Here is a 16,452-nt window from a genome sequence, read left to right on the forward strand (position 1 = left end):
ACCGGGCGGCCCCCACGACCGTTTTTTGCCCGTAAGGACCGTGAATATCACGAAAAAACGCGGAAATCCGGGCCTCATCGTGATCGCCATCACGTTTACACGAAGCCCGGCGCCGCGCACTATTTGCATGGCACGATCTACGCCTTGGGGAGCGTCTGCGAAGACGGCGTATATGCGTGTCATTTCCGAAGAGGTGCTTGGGGGCGCCGCTTGAACGTTGTGTCTGCTTTGTCCTGCTCTCCTGCCTTTTTGGGCACGTACCGGTCTCGACAAGGATGGGCAGTCGTTCGCGCGACGGAGAAATGGACAAAAAGCCTTCCGGCCCGTCTTCCGGGCTGTCTTCCGGACGGTCTTCCGGCCCGGCGAAAGCACCGGCGGTTCCGGTCGACGACGCCTGGTTCCGTCCCGGTTCCGACACGGTGACCCGCGGCACCGGTCTGTCCGACGACACGTCGACGGCCATCCTGCTCCGGCGCGACATCGTGGCCACCGCCGAACTCAGGGCCATCGCTCCCCCGGTACCGGCACTCGACCCGCCGCGCCCCGACGACGTCCGCGACACCGCGACGCCGGTCCCCGCCCGTCGCGGCGGGCGGCACGCGCCGCGCAAGGCCGAGCCGTTCCGGCTCAAGACCAAGCGGCGGCGCCGTCGTTCGCTGGCCGAGGTCGACGTCGCCGACATGCGCATCACCGCGCTCGTCCCGGCGCACAACGAAGAGGACCAGATAGGCGACACGATCGACTCGCTGCTGGCGCAGATACGCCCGCCCGAGCGCATCATCGTGATCGCCGACAACTGCTCGGACCGGACCGTCGAGATCGCCCACGCCAAGGGCGTCGAGGTGTACGAGACGGTCGAGAACAAGCACAAGAAGGCCGGCGGTCTCAACCAGGTCCTCGACCGGATCCTGCCGACGCTCGGGCCGCGCGACGCCGTGCTGGTGATGGACGCCGACTCCACGCTCGGCCCGGAATTCCTCAGCCACGGCCTGGAACGCCTCGCGACCGGCCTGTGGGGCGGCGTCGGAGGTACCTTCACGGGCAAGCCGGGCGGCGGGTTCGTCGGCATGCTGCAGCGCAACGAATACGCCCGGTACGTCCGGGACGTACAGCGCCTCCAGGGCAAGGCACTCGTCCTCACCGGTACCGCGACGCTCTTCCGGGCCATCGCCCTGCAGGAGGTCGTCGAGGCGCGGCGCACCCGCGAACTGCCCGGCCAACCGCAGGTGTACGACACGCGCGTCCTGACCGAGGACAACGAACTCACCCTCGCCATCCTGCACTTGGGGCTGCGGATCATCTGCCCGCCCAAGTGCACGCTGGAGACGGAGGTGATGCTCACCTGGCGCGACCTGTTCAACCAGCGGCTGCGGTGGAAGCGCGGCGCGCTGGAGAACCTCTCCGACTACGGCTGGACGCGCGTGACGCGCGGCTACTGGGGACGCCAACTGCTGTCCCTGATCGGCCTGTTGGTCATCATCATCTACCTGTCGTCGCTGCTGGTCGCGTTCGTCACGACCGGACGCGTCAACGTGCAGCCGGTGTGGATGATCGTGACCGCGATCTTCTCCCTCGAGCGGGCGATCACCGTGCGCAGCCGCGGCCCGCTCCAAATGTTTCTCGGCGCCACCATCGTCGTCGAGATGGCCTTCGACCTGTTCCTGCAAGCGGCCCAGGCGAAGGCGTTCTGGGATGCCATGCGCAAGAAAGAAAGGAAGTGGTGACGTTGTACAACGTGAGCACAGGGGCCGCCGCGGCCGGGACCGGAGGCGTTCTCGCCGCGACCGGTGCCGTCAACATGATGTGGGCCCTGGTCGCCGCGTTCACGCTGCTCAGCGCCGGACTCGCCCTCAAGCGGATCCTGCCCGCACGCACGCGCTGACCCCGCGTGCCCGCCGTCCCGCGCACACGTCCCGGCTGTGCGGGCCGGCGGGCACCCGGTCCGCCCGGCACCCCGAACCCCCGACACCCCACCCCTCGCGCGCTCGGCCGCGCCGGACCAGATCAGGACGCGATGTCACCCACCAGCCGCCGCTCCCGGCCGGCCACCCGGCTCCCGCGCCGCCGCACCGCGCGCCGTTTCACCGCTCAACTGCTGGCGATCGCCGCGGCCGTCGGGCTGCTGGCCGCCGGCCCGGCCGCACCGCGGGCCGCGGCGGCTCCCGAGCCGTGCGCCAACGGCTACGTCGCGATCACGTTCGACGACGGGCCGAGTGCGATGACGCCCGACTACGTGCAGGCCCTGTACGACGCGGGCTGGGTCCGTGCCACGTTCTTCCTCACCGGCGCACACGCGCTGGACCACCCGCAGTATGTGGACCTGTTGGCGCAGAACGGCCACTGGATCGGGAACCACAGCTACTCGCACCCGTTCCTCGACGACCTGGGCGAGCCCGACGCGTTCAACGAACTCCTGGGCACCAACCAGATCCTGCTGGCGCAGACCGGCACCGCGCCGACGCTGTTCCGCCCGCCGTACGGCCGCACCAACGCGGCCATCCGCCAGGACGCCACCACGCTGGGCATGACCGAAGTGCTGTGGACGACCGACTCGTTCGACTACAACGGCATCACGACGCAGGAGATCGTCGACAACGCGCTCCAGGTGCCGTCGGGCGGCATCATCCTGCTGCACGAGGGCTACGCGACGACCCTCGCGGCGATCCCGCGGATCGTGGACGGTCTGGCCGAGCGCGGCCTGTGCGCGGGGAAGGTCGTCCCGTCCGCCACCCCCGTGGAGGCGTGGCCCGGGACGACGTACTACGCGGTCGCCGGGCACTGGTAGGCCCGCGGCCCCCTCGACCGCCGTCGGCCGGACGCGCACCCGCGCGTCCGGCCGATCGTGTGTGCGGGCCCGGCGGTCAGGCGACCGCCTCCTCCCCGACCAGGGTCGTGCGGTGCATCAGGCGCGGCGAGGTCGGCTGGTACGGCAGGGCGCGGTGCAGCATGCCGGTGTTGTCCCAGATGACCAGGTCGCCGGGCGTCCAGTGGTGGCGCAGCGTGAAGCGGGGCTGCGTCGACCACTCCAGGAGCCGGTCCAGCAGCGCGCGGCTCTCGTCCTCGGGCAGGCCGACCACGTGGTCGGCCGTGGCGCCGGCGAGCAGCGACCGGCGGCCGTTGCCGCGCGTCCACACCATGGGGTGCTCGCGGGACGGGACGCGCGTCCACGCCTCGCGCTGCTTCTCCGTGGGGTTGGGGTAGACGAGGATCTGGGTGGCGGCGAGGCTGTGCACGACCCGCCGGCGGGCCAGTTCCTCGCGCTCCTCCTCGGGCAGCGCGGCGTACGCGGCGTACATGTTGGCGAACTCGGTGTCGCCGCCCTCGTCGGAGACCTGACGGGCCACCAGAAGCGTGGCGAACTGCGGGATCGCGTCGTTGGCACCGTCCATGTGCCAGTAGAACGTGCCCTGTTGGTAGGTCGCCAGCTCGCTCTTGGCGGGGTCGAGGCTGATCTTCTGGACCTCGGGGTGGTCGTCGGTGCCGCCCCGGGGCGGGACGACGACGCTGCCGAGCAGGCGGCTGAGGGTGACCAGGTCCGCGTCGGAGATGTTCACTTCGCGGAGGATCAGCACGCCGTACCGGTCCAGCGCGGCGCGCACGTCGGCGGCGGCCTGCGGCGTGACGAGGTCGCTGCCGGTCAGTCCGCTTGCCTCGCCGCCGATTTCGGGGCTGACGGGGGTGAAGGTGATGGCCATGAGATCCGTTCCTCCGGTGGTCGGGTCATGGGGTCACGCGGTCGCGGGCGCGTGGGTCACGGGGTCATGTGGTCGGGCTTCGGCGAGACGTCGGCCAGGTCGGCGTCGAGTTGGACGTCGAAGGAGCGGATCAGCCACGCGAGCGTCTCGTACGCGCCTGCGGTGAAGATGAGGTCCATCAGCTGCCGGGTGTCGAACTCGCCGGACAGGACCTTCCAACTGGCGTCGGAGATGCGGCCGTCGCGCACGAGGTCGTCCATCGCGCGCAGCAGCGCGCTGTCGGCCGCGTCCCACCCGTCCGCGTCCGGACCCTCGGCGACGCGCGTGATCTCCTCGTCGGTCAGGCCGATGTCGCGGCCCATGACGACGTGCTGCGCCCATTCGTACGCGCAGTTGCGCAGCGTGGCGACGCGCAGCACGATCAGCTCCCGCTGACGCAGCGTCAGCGAGGTGGCCATCATGATGTGGCCGTTGAACGTGAAGAACGCGCGGGCGAGCACCGGGTGGTGCGCGTAGATCCCGAGGACGTTGAGGCCCTTCGGGCGGTCCTTGGTCGGCGGCGTCGCGTAGCGCGGCTCCGGCGGCACCATGGCCGCCAGCGCTCCGCGCATCTCCGTCGGCCATTCGCGGACGGGGATGGGGTCGATGCGTGTCATGGCGGTGCTCCTTCGGATGGTCGCCGACCGTGCGGCCGTCGCGGGTTTAGTCAATCGCCTAAGGTGTATTTAGCCATATGCCTAACACCCCCGCGCACGGGGGGTCAAGGGCCGGTACATTGACCGCTCCGGCCGGGGCGGCCCCGCGGAAACGAGGTGGAGGCACCATGAGCGGCACCCCGTCGGCCAAGGCCGGCGAATCCAACGCGCGCGCGGCGCTGCTCGACGCCACGGCGCGGCTGATGGCCGAGGAGGGGTACGCCGCGGTCAGCACGCGCAAGGTGGCCGCGAAGGCGGGTGTGAACCACGCGCTCGTCTACTACTACTTCCGCACGATGGACGAGTTGTTCCTGGCCGTCTTCCGGCGCGGTGCCGAGGCGAACCTGCGGCGCCTGGAGCGCGCGCGGGCGAGCGACCACCCGCTGCAGGCGATGTGGGCGGTCGTCACGGACCCCAAAGGGGCCGCACTGACCCAGGAGTTCATCGCGCTCGCCAACCACCGCGACTCCGTGCGCACCGAACTCGCGATGTACGCCCAGCGGTTCCGGCGCATGCAGGTCGAGATGATCGAGGACTTCGTGAAGGTGCGCGGCGTCGACACCGGCGGCCTGTCGCCCACCGCGCTGACCATCCTGATGGGCGGCCTGCCGCGCATCCTGGCGATGGACGACGTCCTGGGGCTCACCGAGGGGCACGACGAGGTGCTGGCGCTCGTCGAGCTGTATCTGCGGCGCTTCGACGGACCGCTGACGGCGGACGGGCCGGCGGCGGACGGGACGGCGTCGGACGACGAGACCGCTCCGGACGCGGCGGCATCGGCCTGAGACGCGCCGGCCGGGGGCGGCCGACGCACCCGCGTACGGCCCCGGGCACCGGACCCGCGTCCGGTGCCCCTCGGCCGCGCCGGGCTACCTCCTCGGCAGTCCGAGGACGCGCTCGGCGATGATCGTGCGCTGGATCTCGGAGGTTCCGCCGGCGATCGTGCTGCCGAACGTCATCGCGTACCGGTCGAACCAACTGGCCCAGAAGTCCTCGAGGTTCATGTGGTTGTACGGGCCGGTCATCGCGGGGTGCAGCAGGCCCTCCGTGCCGCGCCGGGCGAGTGCCGCCTCCGCGCCGGCCTGGATGGCCTCGGCGCCGAACAGCTTGAGGACGGACACCGACGCGGTGTCCATCTCGCCCCGCGCGGCGCGCGCCAGCGACGCGGAGCCGAGCAGGCGCAGTGCCTGGGCGTCCATGCACAGCGTCGCGTAGCGCTGCTTCTCCACCTCGCTGGTGGGTTCGAACTGCAGCGTGAGGAGGTCGAGCCATTTGGCGAACGTGAGCCACATCATGGTGCGTTCGTGGCCGAGCGAGCCGTTGGCGACCGTCCAGCCGTCGTGCAGCGTGCCGATCAGGTTCTCGGCGGGGACGCGGACGTCGTCGAAGAAGACCTCGTTGAAGTCGAGGTCGTCGGCGGAGTGCAGCGAGCCGAACGGGCGGCGGGTGATGCCGGGGGTGTCGGTCGGGATCACGATGACGCTGATGCCCTTGTGCTTGGGCGCGTCGGGGTCGGTGCGCACGAACGTGAGGATGATGTCGGCGTCGTGGGCGCCCGACGTCCAGACCTTCTGGCCGTTGACGACGAAGTGGTCGCCGTCCAGCGTCGCTCGGGTGCGCAGGCCCGCGAGGTCGGAGCCGGCGCCGGGCTCGCTCATGCCCATCGACGCGGTGATCTCGGCGCGCAGGACCGGCACGGCCCAGCGGTGCTTCTGCTCGTCGGTGCCGAACGAGATCAGGGACGCGGCGACGATGCCGAGGCCCTGCGGGTTGAAGCTGTGGTAGATCCCGCGCCGGGCCAGTTCCTCGCGGTGCACGAACTGTTCCAGGACGCCCGCGTTGCGTCCGCCGAACTCGGGCGGGTTGCCCGGCAGCAGCCAGCCCTCGTCGAACAGCAGACGCTGCCAGCGCCGGGCCCACTCGGGGATGTGCGCGCTGGACCGCGACCGTTCCGCGGCCTCCGCCTCGGGGGGCAGGTTCGCGTCCAGGAACGCCGCGAACTCCGCTCGGAATTCCTCGATTTCGGCGTCAAAGTTCAGCTGCACGGTACTCCTTCACGGTCAACGCCCGGCGCCGGGACGGTCTTGGGGGATCTCGATGCCGTCCACGGCGCGCCGGGCCCGGCGGCGTTCCCTCGCCCCCGCGCCTCGCCGCGCCACGATCCCCCGGACCGGCCTGGGTCCGGTTGCGCGCGCACTCCTCCGCGTGCCGCGAGAATGGCATAGCTCCTATTGAGAACCATATTCTCGAATGGTTGCCCAGGGCAACCTTCCCGGCGCGACGCGCGGCCTCGGGGGCGGACTGTGGCGCGGGGCACGGCCACCGGGACTGCGGTCACGCGGGTTCCCGCGCGCGAGGCGGCGCGACGGAACACGGGCTCGTCGCACACGACCGCACGCGAGGCGCCCGGGCGCACGGTCACGCGGACCCCTGCGCGCGGCGGCGCGACGCCGCGGGGGCTCGTTGCGCAGCGCCGCACGCGAGGCGACCCCCGGACGTACGGGCGCCGGGCGCACGGTCACGCGGACCACCGCACACGCGGCACCGCGACGGAGCACGCGCTCGTCGCACACGACCGCACGCGAGGCGCCCGGGCGCACGGTCACGCGGACCCCTGCGCGCGCGGCGCCGCGACGCCGCGGGGGCTCGTTGCGCAGCGCCGCACGTGAGGCGACCCCCGGACGTACCGGCGCCGGGCGCACGGTCACGCGGACCACCGCACGGGCGCAGGCGCGCCGAGGCCGACCTTCCTGTGCGCCATGTGACGTGCGGCATCCGGACGTGCGGCATGTGTGCCTCAGCCGCCGAAGGTGCGCGCGGTGGCCATGGCCGCGAGGCGGTTGTCGGTGCCCGCGTCGCGCAGTTCGACCTGGGCCACCCCGCCGCGGAGGCGGGCGGTCGCGACGGCCGGGCCGACCCGGACCGCCGCGAGGTAGCGCAGCCCGAGCGAGCTGAGGGTGTCCCCCGGCACGAGCGACAGCACGGCCTCCTCGACGGCCAGGGCGATGAGCCCGCCGTTGACCGACCCGGAGGCGTTGAGCCCGTCCTCGGACCGGGGCAGCACCGCGACGCCCGGCTCCCGGCGCTCGCAGCCGGCGCGGTCCGCCAGCGGTACGGACAGCACGTCCGTCACCGGCAGATCCTCGCTCAGCTTGGGCGGCAGCCGTTTCGACGGGTCCGGCTGGGTCATGAACGCGGCGCCGCAGACCGCGACCGGCTCGCCGTCCTCCGCGGCGAACTCGATCTCGGCGACGAAGACCGAGCGGCCCGCCTTCACCGTCCTCCCCCGCGCCCGCAGCAGGCCGGAGCCGGGAGCCGGGCGGAACAGGTGCACGTCGAGTTCGAGGGTGACGGGGACGCGCGGCGCGATCACGTGGGCGGCCAGGTGGCCCGCGATGATGTCGGCCCACACGACGAGCACGGACGTCCGCAGGTGCGCGGTCCCGGGAACGTGGATCTCGGGCGTGATCGCGGCCTGGCCGTGCAACTCGTCGCCGACGCGGGTCAGGGTGAAGCCCAGCTCGGTCAGGATGTGCCCGCGGGCGCCGCGCTCCTGGCTGTCGACACTCACCGGCATCTCCTCAGCGTGGCGGTGCGGGCGGCGGGCGCCGACCGGAAGTCACATTCTTGATATCAACAAACGACACTCTCGTGGACGGCCGGGACCGTCCCGGCCCCCGTGATCTCCGTCCCACTCGCCCCCCGCGCGGCTCACAGGCCCGTCCCGGGGTCGAGCAGGGTCCGCCGGGCCTCCATCCAGTTCTGCGCGGTCAGCCGCCGGAACGCCGCCACCAGGTGGTCGCCGAGGTCGAACGCCGGGTCGACGAGCCACTGCGCCTGCAGGCCGTCCCACACCGCGATCACCTGACGTGCGACCTCGACGGGATCGAGCCCCGGGTGGGCCAGGCCGGCGGCCTGGCGCCGCGCGATCAGGTCGGCGAACTTGTCGGTCACGGCACGGTAATGGCCCGCGAAGTACTCCTGCGCCGGATGCCCGGGGACCGTCGCGTCGCCCGCCAGCGCGGTGTACAGGCGCATGATGCTCTCCCGACGCGGAACCGCCCGGGCGTACGCGCGCAGGCCCTCCAGGTCGAGGACTTCGGCGTCGTTCCCCGCCAAGTGCCGCTCGAAGTCCTCTTCTTCGGCGTGCTCCAACGCCGCGACCAGCAGGTGGTCCCGCGTCGGATAGTGGTACATCACCGTCGCCTCGCGCGACCCGGACCGGCGCGCCACCTCGGCGGTGGTGACGCCGCCGTGCCCCTTCTCCAGCACGATGTCCAGCACCGCGCCCGCGATGACCCGGCGCCGCTGCGCCGTCCGGGCATACGGCCCCCGCGCGCCTCTGCCGGTCGTGCCGCCTGTCATGCGTCGACTGTACGGGGCGCCCCGCACACGGGCGTCTGGGATCCTGGCGCGATGGCCGCCTCTGCCTCCCCCTCCCCCTCCGCGTCGCCGGCGGTTCCCGAGCCGGTGACGCCCGACGCCCCGCGGACGATCGCCCGGCCGCTGCTCACCCAGTCGTGGCGCGACGTCGCGTTCGTGCACTGGGCGGCGGCGCCGGACGACGTGGCACCGCTGCTGCCGCCCGGCACCCGGCCGGACACGCTCGACGGCGTGACGTACATCGGCCTGGTGCCGTTCCGGATGCACCGCGTCGGCTGGCTCGGGCTGCCGGGCCTGCCGTATCTGGGCAGCTTCCCGGAGACCAACGTGCGGCTCTACTCGGTGGACGAACAGGGCCGCCGGGGCGTCGTGTTCCTGTCCCTGGACGCGTCGCGCCTGGTCGCCGTGGGCACCGCCCGGGCGGGCTTCGGGCTGCCCTACGTGTGGTCGCGCATGTCGGTACACCGCGGCAACGACACCGTGGCGTACGTGAGTTCGCGGCACCGCGGGCGCGGCGCCGACAACCGGGTGACCGTGCGCATCGGCAACCCCATTGCACAGCCCACCGAGCTGGAGCACTTCGTGACGGCGCGGTGGGGGCTGCACCACCGGCTCGGCGGACGCACGCGCTACCTGCCCAACGCGCACCCGCGATGGCCGCTGCGGCGCGCGGAGTTGACGGCGTACGACAGCGAACTCATCGTGGCGGCGGGGCTTCCCGAACCCGTGGGCGAGCCTGTGAGCGTGCTGTTCTCGCCGGGTGTGCCGGTGCGCTTCGGGCGGCCGTGCTGACGCGTTGCCCCCGGGCGGTGGCGCGGCTCCGTACGGTGGCGGCGATCATGCTTGCGGTGGCGGCCACGGGCCGCAGACCTTCGAGAAGGGATTGCAGGATGTCCGAATCGGCGACCGCGCCCGTGCTGTTCTCCGTGGACTCGGGGGTGGCGCGGCTGACGCTCAACAGCGCGAAGCGGAAGAACGCGATCACGCTGGACATGGCGGCGCTCATCAAGGAACACTGCCGGGCCGTCCGCGACGACGAGACCATCGGCGCGCTGATCGTGGACGCGAACGGCGGCTACTTCTGCAGCGGCGCCGACACGCGCGATCTCGCCGCGGCGTCGAAGGACCCGGCGACGCCGGAGGCGGTCGCGACCATCTCCGCGGTGTACGGCGCGTTCCGCGACATCGGCCGGCTCCCGGTGCCGACCGTCGGCCTCGTGGAGGGCGGCGCGGTCGGGGCCGGCATGAACCTCGCGCTCGCGGTCGACGTGCTGATCGCCACCCCCGACGCGGTCCTCGACAGTGGCTTCCTGGCCCGCGGCATCCACCCCGGCGGCGGCCATCTCTCGCTGCTGCAACGCACCGTCGGCCTCGGCGGCTCGATCGCGCTGGGCGCCCTCGGGATCCCCCTGACGGGCACGGAGGCGGTCGCCCGGGGCCTCGCGTGGGCCACCGCGGAAGCGGACCGACTCCTGGCCACCGGACGGGAGTTGACCCGGCACGCCGCGGCGGACCCGGTCCTGGCCCGGCGCATCAAGCAGAGCGCCCTCCTGGAACACGGGCTGACGGTCGCCCAGTGGGACTCGTCGATCGAGATCGAGCGGGGCGCGCAGATGTGGTCGATGTCGCGCAAGGGAAGCGCGGCGTGGGGCGCGCGACGGTGAGACGGGGGTAAGGACGGGAACGCCCGACGGGAACGCCCGACGGGAACGCCCGACGGGAACGCCCGACGGGAACGCCCGACGGGAACGCCCGGTTCGCGCCGGGCGCGGAACCGGGCGTTCCCGGGGCCGGTGCCGCTACTTCGCGGGGTTGCAGCAGCAGCCCACGTACACGATCTCGGGGCGCGGGCGGCGGCGCAGGCCGACGGCGAGGAGCAGGAGCGCCGCCGCGGCGGCGATGGCCAGCGGTGCCTTCTCCTTGAGGACTCCGCCGCCCGCGGCCTCCAGCAGGTCCAACGGCTCGGCGCCGCGGCGCGGGGGCATCCGGACGTCGGAGTCGCCGCTCGCGGCCTCCGGCGCGGGAGCGGAGGCACCCGGCGTCGGCGCGGTCGTTCCGTCCGAGGTGGCGGCGCTCGCGGTCGCGGTGCCCCCGCCCGCGGCGTCCGGCGTCGCGGCGCCCGTGGTCGCGGCGGACGCGGTGTCCTCGCTCGCGGCGTCGGCGGGCGCGGACGCGGTCAGTTCCTCCGCGAGGTTGGCCGCGAACTGGCCGATGAGCGCGCCGGAGACCTCGGCGAGCGCGCCGCGGCCGAACTGCGCCGGCTTGCCGGTGATCGCCAGTTCGGTTTCGACGAACACGTCCGTCGCCGCGCCGTTGCCGACGAGACGGCAGGTGACCTGGGCCTTCGCGGTCCCGTTGCCGCGCATCTCGCGCCCGGCCGCCTCCAGGACAACGACCTGGGCGTCCGCGTCCTGCGACAGGAACGTGACCGTGCCGTTGTACGTCAGGCCGATCGGGCCGAGCTTGACCTTGACCTTGCCCTTGTGGGTGTCCCCCTCGCTCGACGTCAGCGTCGCGCCCGGCACACACGGCGCGATGCGCTCGATGTCGAGCAGGACCTGCCACGCCTCCTCCGCCGAGACGGGAATGCTGAACGTGTTCTCCAGTTTCATGCGGAATCCTTCGCGGCGGTGCTGTTCGTCGGGGTGGCGGTCACGGTGGCGGTGGTCCCGCGCGGCGTACGGGTCACGCTTCGCCCGCGGCGGCTTTGTCCGCCGCGGCCCGGACGGCCTTGATGATGCCCTGGTAGCCGGTGCAGCGGCACAGGTTGCCGGAGAGCGCTTCGAGGATCTCCTCGTCGGTGGGCTTGGGGTTCTCCTCCAGGAACGCGGTGACCGAGACCACGAATCCCGGTGTGCAGAACCCGCACTGGAGGCCGTGGTGCTCGCGGAACGCCTCCTGGACGACCGAGAGTTCGCCCTCGGGCCCGGCCAGTCCCTCGACGGTGGTGACCTCGGCGCCGTCGGCCTGCACCGCGAACACCAGGCAGGAGCGCACCGCTTCGCCGTCCACGACCACCGAACACGCGCCGCAGACGCCGTGTTCGCAGCCGAGGTGGGTCCCGGTGAGGCGGCACTTCTCGCGCAGGAAGTCGGCGAGGGTCAGGCGCGGCGGCACCTTCGCGCGCCGTGCTTGTCCGTTGACCCGGACCACGATGTCGACGTCAGCCATGGACTGCCTCCTGTACGGCACTTCGCCAGGCGCGAGCCACCATGGCCGCCCCCACGCGTTTGCGGTAGTCGGCCGATCCGTGCAGATCCGCCGGGACCGAGGTCAGGGGCGACACCGCCGCCTTGGCGACGTCGTCGGCCACCGCGGCCTCGGGGTCGGTGCCGATCAGTGCCGCCTCCGCCTCGGCGGCGCGGCAGGTGGTCGGGCCGAGGCCGAACAGGCCGATGGCGCACCGGTCGATCCGGCCGTCGTCGCCGAGGCCGACGGCGACCATGGCGCCGGCGATCGCGAAGTCGCCGCTGCGGCGTGCGAACTCCTCCACGGCGAACCCGCAACGCCCGGACCACACCGGGAAGTTGATCCCGGTGAGCAGTTCGTCCGGGGCCAGGTCGGTGCTCCACATGCCGGTGAAGAATTCGGACGCGGGGATCGTCCGGCGTCCGCGCGGCGACAACGCCTCCAGTTCGGCGTCCAACGTCAGTGCCGCCGCGGGGAGTTCGGCGGAGGCGTCGGCGTGCGCGATCGAGCCGCCGATGGTGCCGCGGCTGCGGATCTGGAAGTGCCCGATCAGCGGCGTCGCGCGGGCGAGAAGCGGTACGGCGGACCGGACGTCGTCCGACCGCTGGATCGTCGCCTGGGTGGTCCCGGCGCCGATCCAGACGGAGTCGCCGCGGTTGTCGATGCCCCGCAGCTCGTCCACCTTCCGCAGGTCGACGAGGTGGTCGAAGGCGGCGAGCCGCAGTGCCAGCATCGGCACGAGGCTCTGGCCGCCGGCGATGGCCTTGGCGTCGTCGCCCAGGTCCGCGAGGAGGGCGACGGCGTCGTCGGCGTCGGCGGGCACGTGGTAGTCGAACGGTGCGGGCTTCACGCGGTCACCGTCCCGTCGGCGGTCGGGGTCACGACCGGGGTTCCTTCCGCTTCGGCCCTGCTGCGGGCTTCCTCGATCAGCTCGACGATCGCCGAGGGCGACAGGGGGCCTCGGGTGACCTTGACCCCGAACGGGGCGAGCGCGTCGGCCACCGCGTTCATGACGGCCGGCGGCGCCCCGATCGCTCCGCCTTCCCCGACGCCCTTGTGGCCGCCGGGGCCGGGGCCGGGCGTCTCGACGTGGCCGATCTCGATGGTCGGCACCTCGGTGGCGGTGGGCAGCAGGTAGTCCATGAACGTGGTGGTGACGGGGTTGCCGTCCTCGTCGTACGCGAGGTGCTCGAGCAACGCGCCGCCGATGCCCTGGACGGTGCCGCCGTAGATCTGGCCCTCGACGACGTTGGGGTTGATCATCGGCCCGCAGTCCTCGCTGACGATGTGGCGCAGCAGCTTGACGTGGCCCGTCACGGTGTCGACCTCGACGACGGACACGTGCGTGGCGTTGGCCCACACCATCGGGGCCTGCGCGCGGTAACGGCCGCTCGCCTCCAGGCCGGCGGGCACGCCGGGCGGGAGCTGGTCGCCACGGAAGTAGGCGATGTCGGCGATCTCGGCGAGCGTGACCGATTCGCCGGGCTTGCTCGCCGCGGTGCCGACGCTGCGGGTGAACTCGACTTCCTCGACGGGGACGCCGAGCTTGTGCGCGGCGATCGCGAGGATGCGTTCGCGCAGGCCGGACGCGGTCTCGGCGATCGCGCCGGCGACCATCGATCCCGAGCGGCTGCCGCCCGTACCGCCGCCGAACGGCGTGACGGCGGTGTCACCCTGGATGCTGTTGACGTCCTCCAGGAGGACGCCGAGCGCGTCCGCGGCGAGCTGGTTCGCGGTGGTCTCCAGGCTGTTCCCACACGAGCCGCCGGAGGTGTAGACGTTGACCCGGCCGGACGGCTCGATCCGGATCGTCGCGCCCTCGGTGGACAGGAACGCGTTGGCACCCGCGGTGGGTTCGACGTACGTGCACGTGCCGACGCCCAGGAACCGCCCTTCGGCGCGGGCGAGTTCCTGCTCGCGGCGGAACGCCTCGTAGTCCAGGATCGCCAGCGCCTGCTCGAACGTCTCCAGCGGCGTGATGTTGTCGTACGGCATGCCGATGTAGTTGGAATACGGCAGTTCGTCGCGCCGCAGCATGTTCTTGCGGCGCAGCTCGATCGGGTCGATGCCGATCTGCCGGGCCGCGATGTCGAGGAGGACCTCGCGCGCCACCGACTCGTACTGCCAGGGCCCGCGGTAGGCGACACGGCCGCTGGTGTTGGAGAACATGAACTTCGACGAGAACGTGCCCTCGGGGATGCGGTACGGGCCGGGGAACATCAGGGCGACGGCCATGCCGCTGGTGACCGGAGTCGGCGTGGGGTACGCGCCCGCGTCCTGGACGTGTTCCAGCACGGCCGCCAGCAGCGTGCCGTCCTCGTCGAACGCCATGCTCACGTCGGCGTGTTCGTGCCGGGCCTGGCCGGACGCGAGCAGGTGCTCCTGCCGGTCCTCGATCCACTTGAGTGCCACGCCGAGCCTGGCCGCGGCGATCATGACGCACATCTCCTCGCGCTGCGGCAGCTGCTTGAGGCCGAACCCGCCGCCGGTGTCGCGCATCACGACCCGCACCCGGTGCTCCGGGATGCCGAGCACGCGCGCGCAGAACCCCCGCAGCTCGTGCGGGGACTGGCTCGACGCCCACAGGGTCATCTCACCGCTGGGGCCGGTCCACTCGGCGACGAGGCCGCGCGTCTCCATGGGGACCGGCAGGTGGCACTGCTGGTGGATGGTCTCGCGCACGACGTGCGCCGCGGACGCGAAGACGGGGTCGAGGTCGGCCACGGGACGCCCGGCGAGTTGCCCCACCAGGTTGCCCGGGTAGTCGGCGTGCACCAGCTCGGTCGACTCGTGCGCGACGGCGTAGTCGACCACCGGTGTGAGCGGTTCGTAGTCGACGAACACCAACTCGGCGGCGTCCTCGGCGATGTAGCGGTCGTCGGCGACGATCACCGCGACCGGGTCGCCGACGAACCGCACCTCGTCGTCGGCGAGCGGCGGACGCGGGGTGTCGGCGGCGTCGCGGCCCTCCATGCCGTACCACTGCTCGTGGACGCGGGGGTTGATGTCGGCGGCGACGTACACGGCGTGGACACCGTCGAGGGCGACGGCCTCCGAGACGTCGATGCCGTTGATCCGGGCCCGGGCCATCGGGCTGCGGACGAAGCAGGCGTGCAGCATCCCGGGGCGTACGACGTCGTCCACGTACGTGCCGGTGCCGGTCAGCAGCCGGGGGTCCTCCACGCGCGGCACACGGGTGCCCGTGTAGCGGCCGGCGGGCGCATCCGAGATCGTCATCGGCCCACCCGTATCGGGGCGTTCGACCGTCCGCCCGTGGCGTGTCGGGCGCATCCGGTTGGTGCCATCAGCCTGGTCCTCCGTTGTGCTTCGGGTCCGACCGCCGAGCCCGGGCGTGCGCCCCGTGCGTCGGCGTGTCACGGGTGGGTGGCCTGGGGTGCTCCCGCCCTGCGGGACACGGTGGCGGCGGGCGGGTGTCGGGTGGGCTCCCCGGCCGTTCTGCGGCGTTTCTGGTGATTCGATGGCGGGTAGAGGGTCCCCCTTGTACGCTAAACAAGTGTTTAACGCAGAGCCTCGGACGCCGTCAAGCACAATGTCGCCATGACAGCGCCGCGCCGGCATGGCACCGAGAAGTCCAAGACCCGCTTCGTCCTCCTCGACGTCGCGGAGCGGCTCATGCTGGAGGAGGGGTACGCCGCGGTCGGTGTCCGCCGGGTCGCGCGCGAGGCCGGGGTGGCGCCCGCGCTGGTGCTCTACCATTTCGGCACGCTCGACGACCTCTTCCTCGCCCTGCTGCGCCGCCGCGCCGACGACGAGACCGCACGGCACGCCCGCATCCTCGACTCCCCCGAGCCGCTGCGCGCGCTGTGGGACCTCAGCAGCCAGCCGGGCACCGCGCTCATCATGGAGTTCATGGCGCTGGCCAACCACCGCAAGGCGATCCGCGCCGAGATCGCGGAGGCGGCGGAGCGGTACCGCCGCCTCCAACTGGAGGCCCTGACACGGCGGGTCGCCGAGGACGGCATCGACCTCGACGGCCTCCCGCCGGTCGCGGTGACGGTGCTGACCGCCGCGATCTCCCGGACGCTCATGCTGGAGAGCGGGCTGGGCATGACCTTCGGGCACGAGGAGACGCTGGCGCTGGTCGAGAGCATCCTGCGGCGATCGGCCGCACCGCCCCCGGCGGACGCGCGCGTCCCGGCCCCGACGGACCACACGGCCGACGGCCCCTACCGCGCGGCTTCCCTCCCGCAAGGCAAACCGTAACGCGGACCGGGGGCTTCACCCGCCGTCGAGAACGCGCCGCGAAGATCACGGCCCGGGGCTGACGACCCGCACCGCACCGCACGCCTGCCACAGGGCAATTCGCGGCGCGAGGCGGGGACTTCGTGGGTCCCTGGCCGCGTCGGGCGTTCCGCGCGGACCGCCTGGGTGCGGCCGATGGCGAGACCGCCTCCGGCTCGGCCCGAGGTGGTGTCGCGGAGCCCCGAGAAGCCGCCCCCGTCGGGTCGCCGCGCCCGCCGCCCGCCCCC

At 72.5% G+C, this 16,452-nt stretch carries 16 protein-coding genes; 7 read left to right on the forward strand and 9 right to left on the reverse strand.

The window, feature by feature from the left end; all coding sequences use genetic code 11:
* Nucleotides 1–419: 419 nt before the first annotated feature.
* From LO772_RS03770 to LO772_RS03780, 3 genes are all read left to right on the forward strand, one after another.
* Nucleotides 420–1,724 carry a glycosyltransferase family 2 protein gene (locus tag LO772_RS03770; RefSeq protein ID WP_231776903.1) on the forward strand — a complete coding sequence of 435 codons (1,305 nt, stop codon included), beginning with the start codon at nucleotides 420–422 and terminating at the stop codon, nucleotides 1,722–1,724.
* 11 nt (nucleotides 1,725–1,735) lie between these two features.
* Nucleotides 1,736–1,882 carry a hypothetical protein gene (locus LO772_RS03775; RefSeq protein WP_231776904.1) on the forward strand — a complete coding sequence of 49 codons (147 nt, stop codon included), beginning with the start codon at nucleotides 1,736–1,738 and terminating at the stop codon, nucleotides 1,880–1,882.
* Between the two features lie 132 nt (nucleotides 1,883–2,014).
* Entirely contained in the window at nucleotides 2,015–2,785 is a 771-nt protein-coding gene (locus tag LO772_RS03780) for a polysaccharide deacetylase family protein (protein WP_231776905.1), read from the forward strand.
* Nucleotides 2,786–2,861: 76 nt separating this feature from the next.
* On the opposite strand, the gene LO772_RS03785 is transcribed toward LO772_RS03780, so the two are convergent.
* Both LO772_RS03785 and LO772_RS03790 read right to left on the reverse strand, forming a co-directional pair.
* Nucleotides 2,862–3,695 carry a TauD/TfdA dioxygenase family protein gene (locus LO772_RS03785; RefSeq protein ID WP_231776906.1) on the reverse strand — a complete coding sequence of 278 codons (834 nt, stop codon included), beginning with the start codon at nucleotides 3,693–3,695 and terminating at the stop codon, nucleotides 2,862–2,864.
* Nucleotides 3,696–3,751: 56 nt separating this feature from the next.
* Nucleotides 3,752–4,351 (reverse strand): carboxymuconolactone decarboxylase family protein, encoded by a 600-nt coding sequence (locus LO772_RS03790; protein WP_231776907.1) that lies wholly within the window; start codon nucleotides 4,349–4,351, stop codon nucleotides 3,752–3,754.
* Between the two features lie 167 nt (nucleotides 4,352–4,518).
* Here LO772_RS03790 and LO772_RS03795 point away from each other — a divergent pair, with 167 nt between their 5' ends.
* Nucleotides 4,519–5,175, forward strand: a complete 657-nt coding sequence (locus LO772_RS03795) for a TetR/AcrR family transcriptional regulator (protein WP_231776908.1) — start codon at nucleotides 4,519–4,521, stop codon at nucleotides 5,173–5,175.
* An 84-nt stretch (nucleotides 5,176–5,259) separates the two neighbouring features.
* On the opposite strand, the gene LO772_RS03800 is transcribed toward LO772_RS03795, so the two are convergent.
* From LO772_RS03800 to LO772_RS03810, 3 genes are all read right to left on the reverse strand, one after another.
* The gene (locus LO772_RS03800) at nucleotides 5,260–6,435 is read right to left on the reverse strand and encodes an acyl-CoA dehydrogenase family protein (protein ID WP_231776909.1); all 1,176 of its coding nucleotides are present in this window, start codon (nucleotides 6,433–6,435) and stop codon (nucleotides 5,260–5,262) included.
* 752 nt (nucleotides 6,436–7,187) lie between these two features.
* Nucleotides 7,188–7,961, reverse strand: a complete 774-nt coding sequence (locus LO772_RS03805; protein ID WP_231776910.1) for a PaaI family thioesterase — start codon at nucleotides 7,959–7,961, stop codon at nucleotides 7,188–7,190.
* Nucleotides 7,962–8,101: 140 nt separating this feature from the next.
* Nucleotides 8,102–8,755, reverse strand: a complete 654-nt coding sequence (locus tag LO772_RS03810) for a TetR/AcrR family transcriptional regulator (protein WP_231776911.1) — start codon at nucleotides 8,753–8,755, stop codon at nucleotides 8,102–8,104.
* A gap of 51 nt (nucleotides 8,756–8,806) precedes the next feature.
* Here LO772_RS03810 and LO772_RS03815 point away from each other — a divergent pair, with 51 nt between their 5' ends.
* Nucleotides 8,807–9,565, forward strand: coding sequence for a YqjF family protein (locus tag LO772_RS03815; RefSeq protein ID WP_231776912.1), 759 nt, complete (start codon nucleotides 8,807–8,809; stop codon nucleotides 9,563–9,565).
* Between the two features lie 98 nt (nucleotides 9,566–9,663).
* Nucleotides 9,664–10,437 (forward strand): enoyl-CoA hydratase-related protein, encoded by a 774-nt coding sequence (locus tag LO772_RS03820; RefSeq protein ID WP_231776913.1) that lies wholly within the window; start codon nucleotides 9,664–9,666, stop codon nucleotides 10,435–10,437.
* Nucleotides 10,438–10,572: 135 nt separating this feature from the next.
* Here the strand turns inward: LO772_RS03820 and LO772_RS03825 are convergent, their stop codons facing one another.
* The 4 genes from LO772_RS03825 to LO772_RS03840 all read right to left on the reverse strand — a co-directional run bounded on the left by LO772_RS03825 (nucleotide 10,573) and on the right by LO772_RS03840 (nucleotide 15,199).
* Nucleotides 10,573–11,385 carry an SRPBCC family protein gene (locus LO772_RS03825; RefSeq protein WP_231776914.1) on the reverse strand — a complete coding sequence of 271 codons (813 nt, stop codon included), beginning with the start codon at nucleotides 11,383–11,385 and terminating at the stop codon, nucleotides 10,573–10,575.
* Between the two features lie 73 nt (nucleotides 11,386–11,458).
* Nucleotides 11,459–11,944: a (2Fe-2S)-binding protein gene (locus LO772_RS03830; RefSeq protein WP_231776915.1), complete on the reverse strand. Its 486-nt coding sequence runs from the start codon at nucleotides 11,942–11,944 to the stop codon at nucleotides 11,459–11,461.
* On the reverse strand, nucleotides 11,937–12,812 hold the full coding sequence (locus LO772_RS03835; protein WP_231776916.1) for an FAD binding domain-containing protein: 876 nt from the start codon (nucleotides 12,810–12,812) through the stop codon (nucleotides 11,937–11,939). Before LO772_RS03835 ends, LO772_RS03830 begins: the two co-directional genes overlap by 8 nt.
* Nucleotides 12,809–15,199, reverse strand: a complete 2,391-nt coding sequence (locus LO772_RS03840) for a xanthine dehydrogenase family protein molybdopterin-binding subunit (RefSeq protein ID WP_231776917.1) — start codon at nucleotides 15,197–15,199, stop codon at nucleotides 12,809–12,811. The genes LO772_RS03835 and LO772_RS03840 overlap by 4 nt, the downstream gene beginning before the upstream one ends.
* A 321-nt stretch (nucleotides 15,200–15,520) precedes the next feature.
* On the opposite strand from LO772_RS03840, the gene LO772_RS03845 reads away from it, so the two are divergent.
* A complete protein-coding gene (locus LO772_RS03845) occupies nucleotides 15,521–16,186 on the forward strand; it encodes a TetR/AcrR family transcriptional regulator (RefSeq protein ID WP_231776918.1) in 666 nt (221 codons plus the stop codon).
* Nucleotides 16,187–16,452: the final 266 nt, after the last annotated feature.

This window comes from Yinghuangia sp. ASG 101, assembly GCF_021165735.1.
Classification (GTDB): Bacteria; Actinomycetota; Actinomycetes; order Streptomycetales; family Streptomycetaceae; genus Yinghuangia.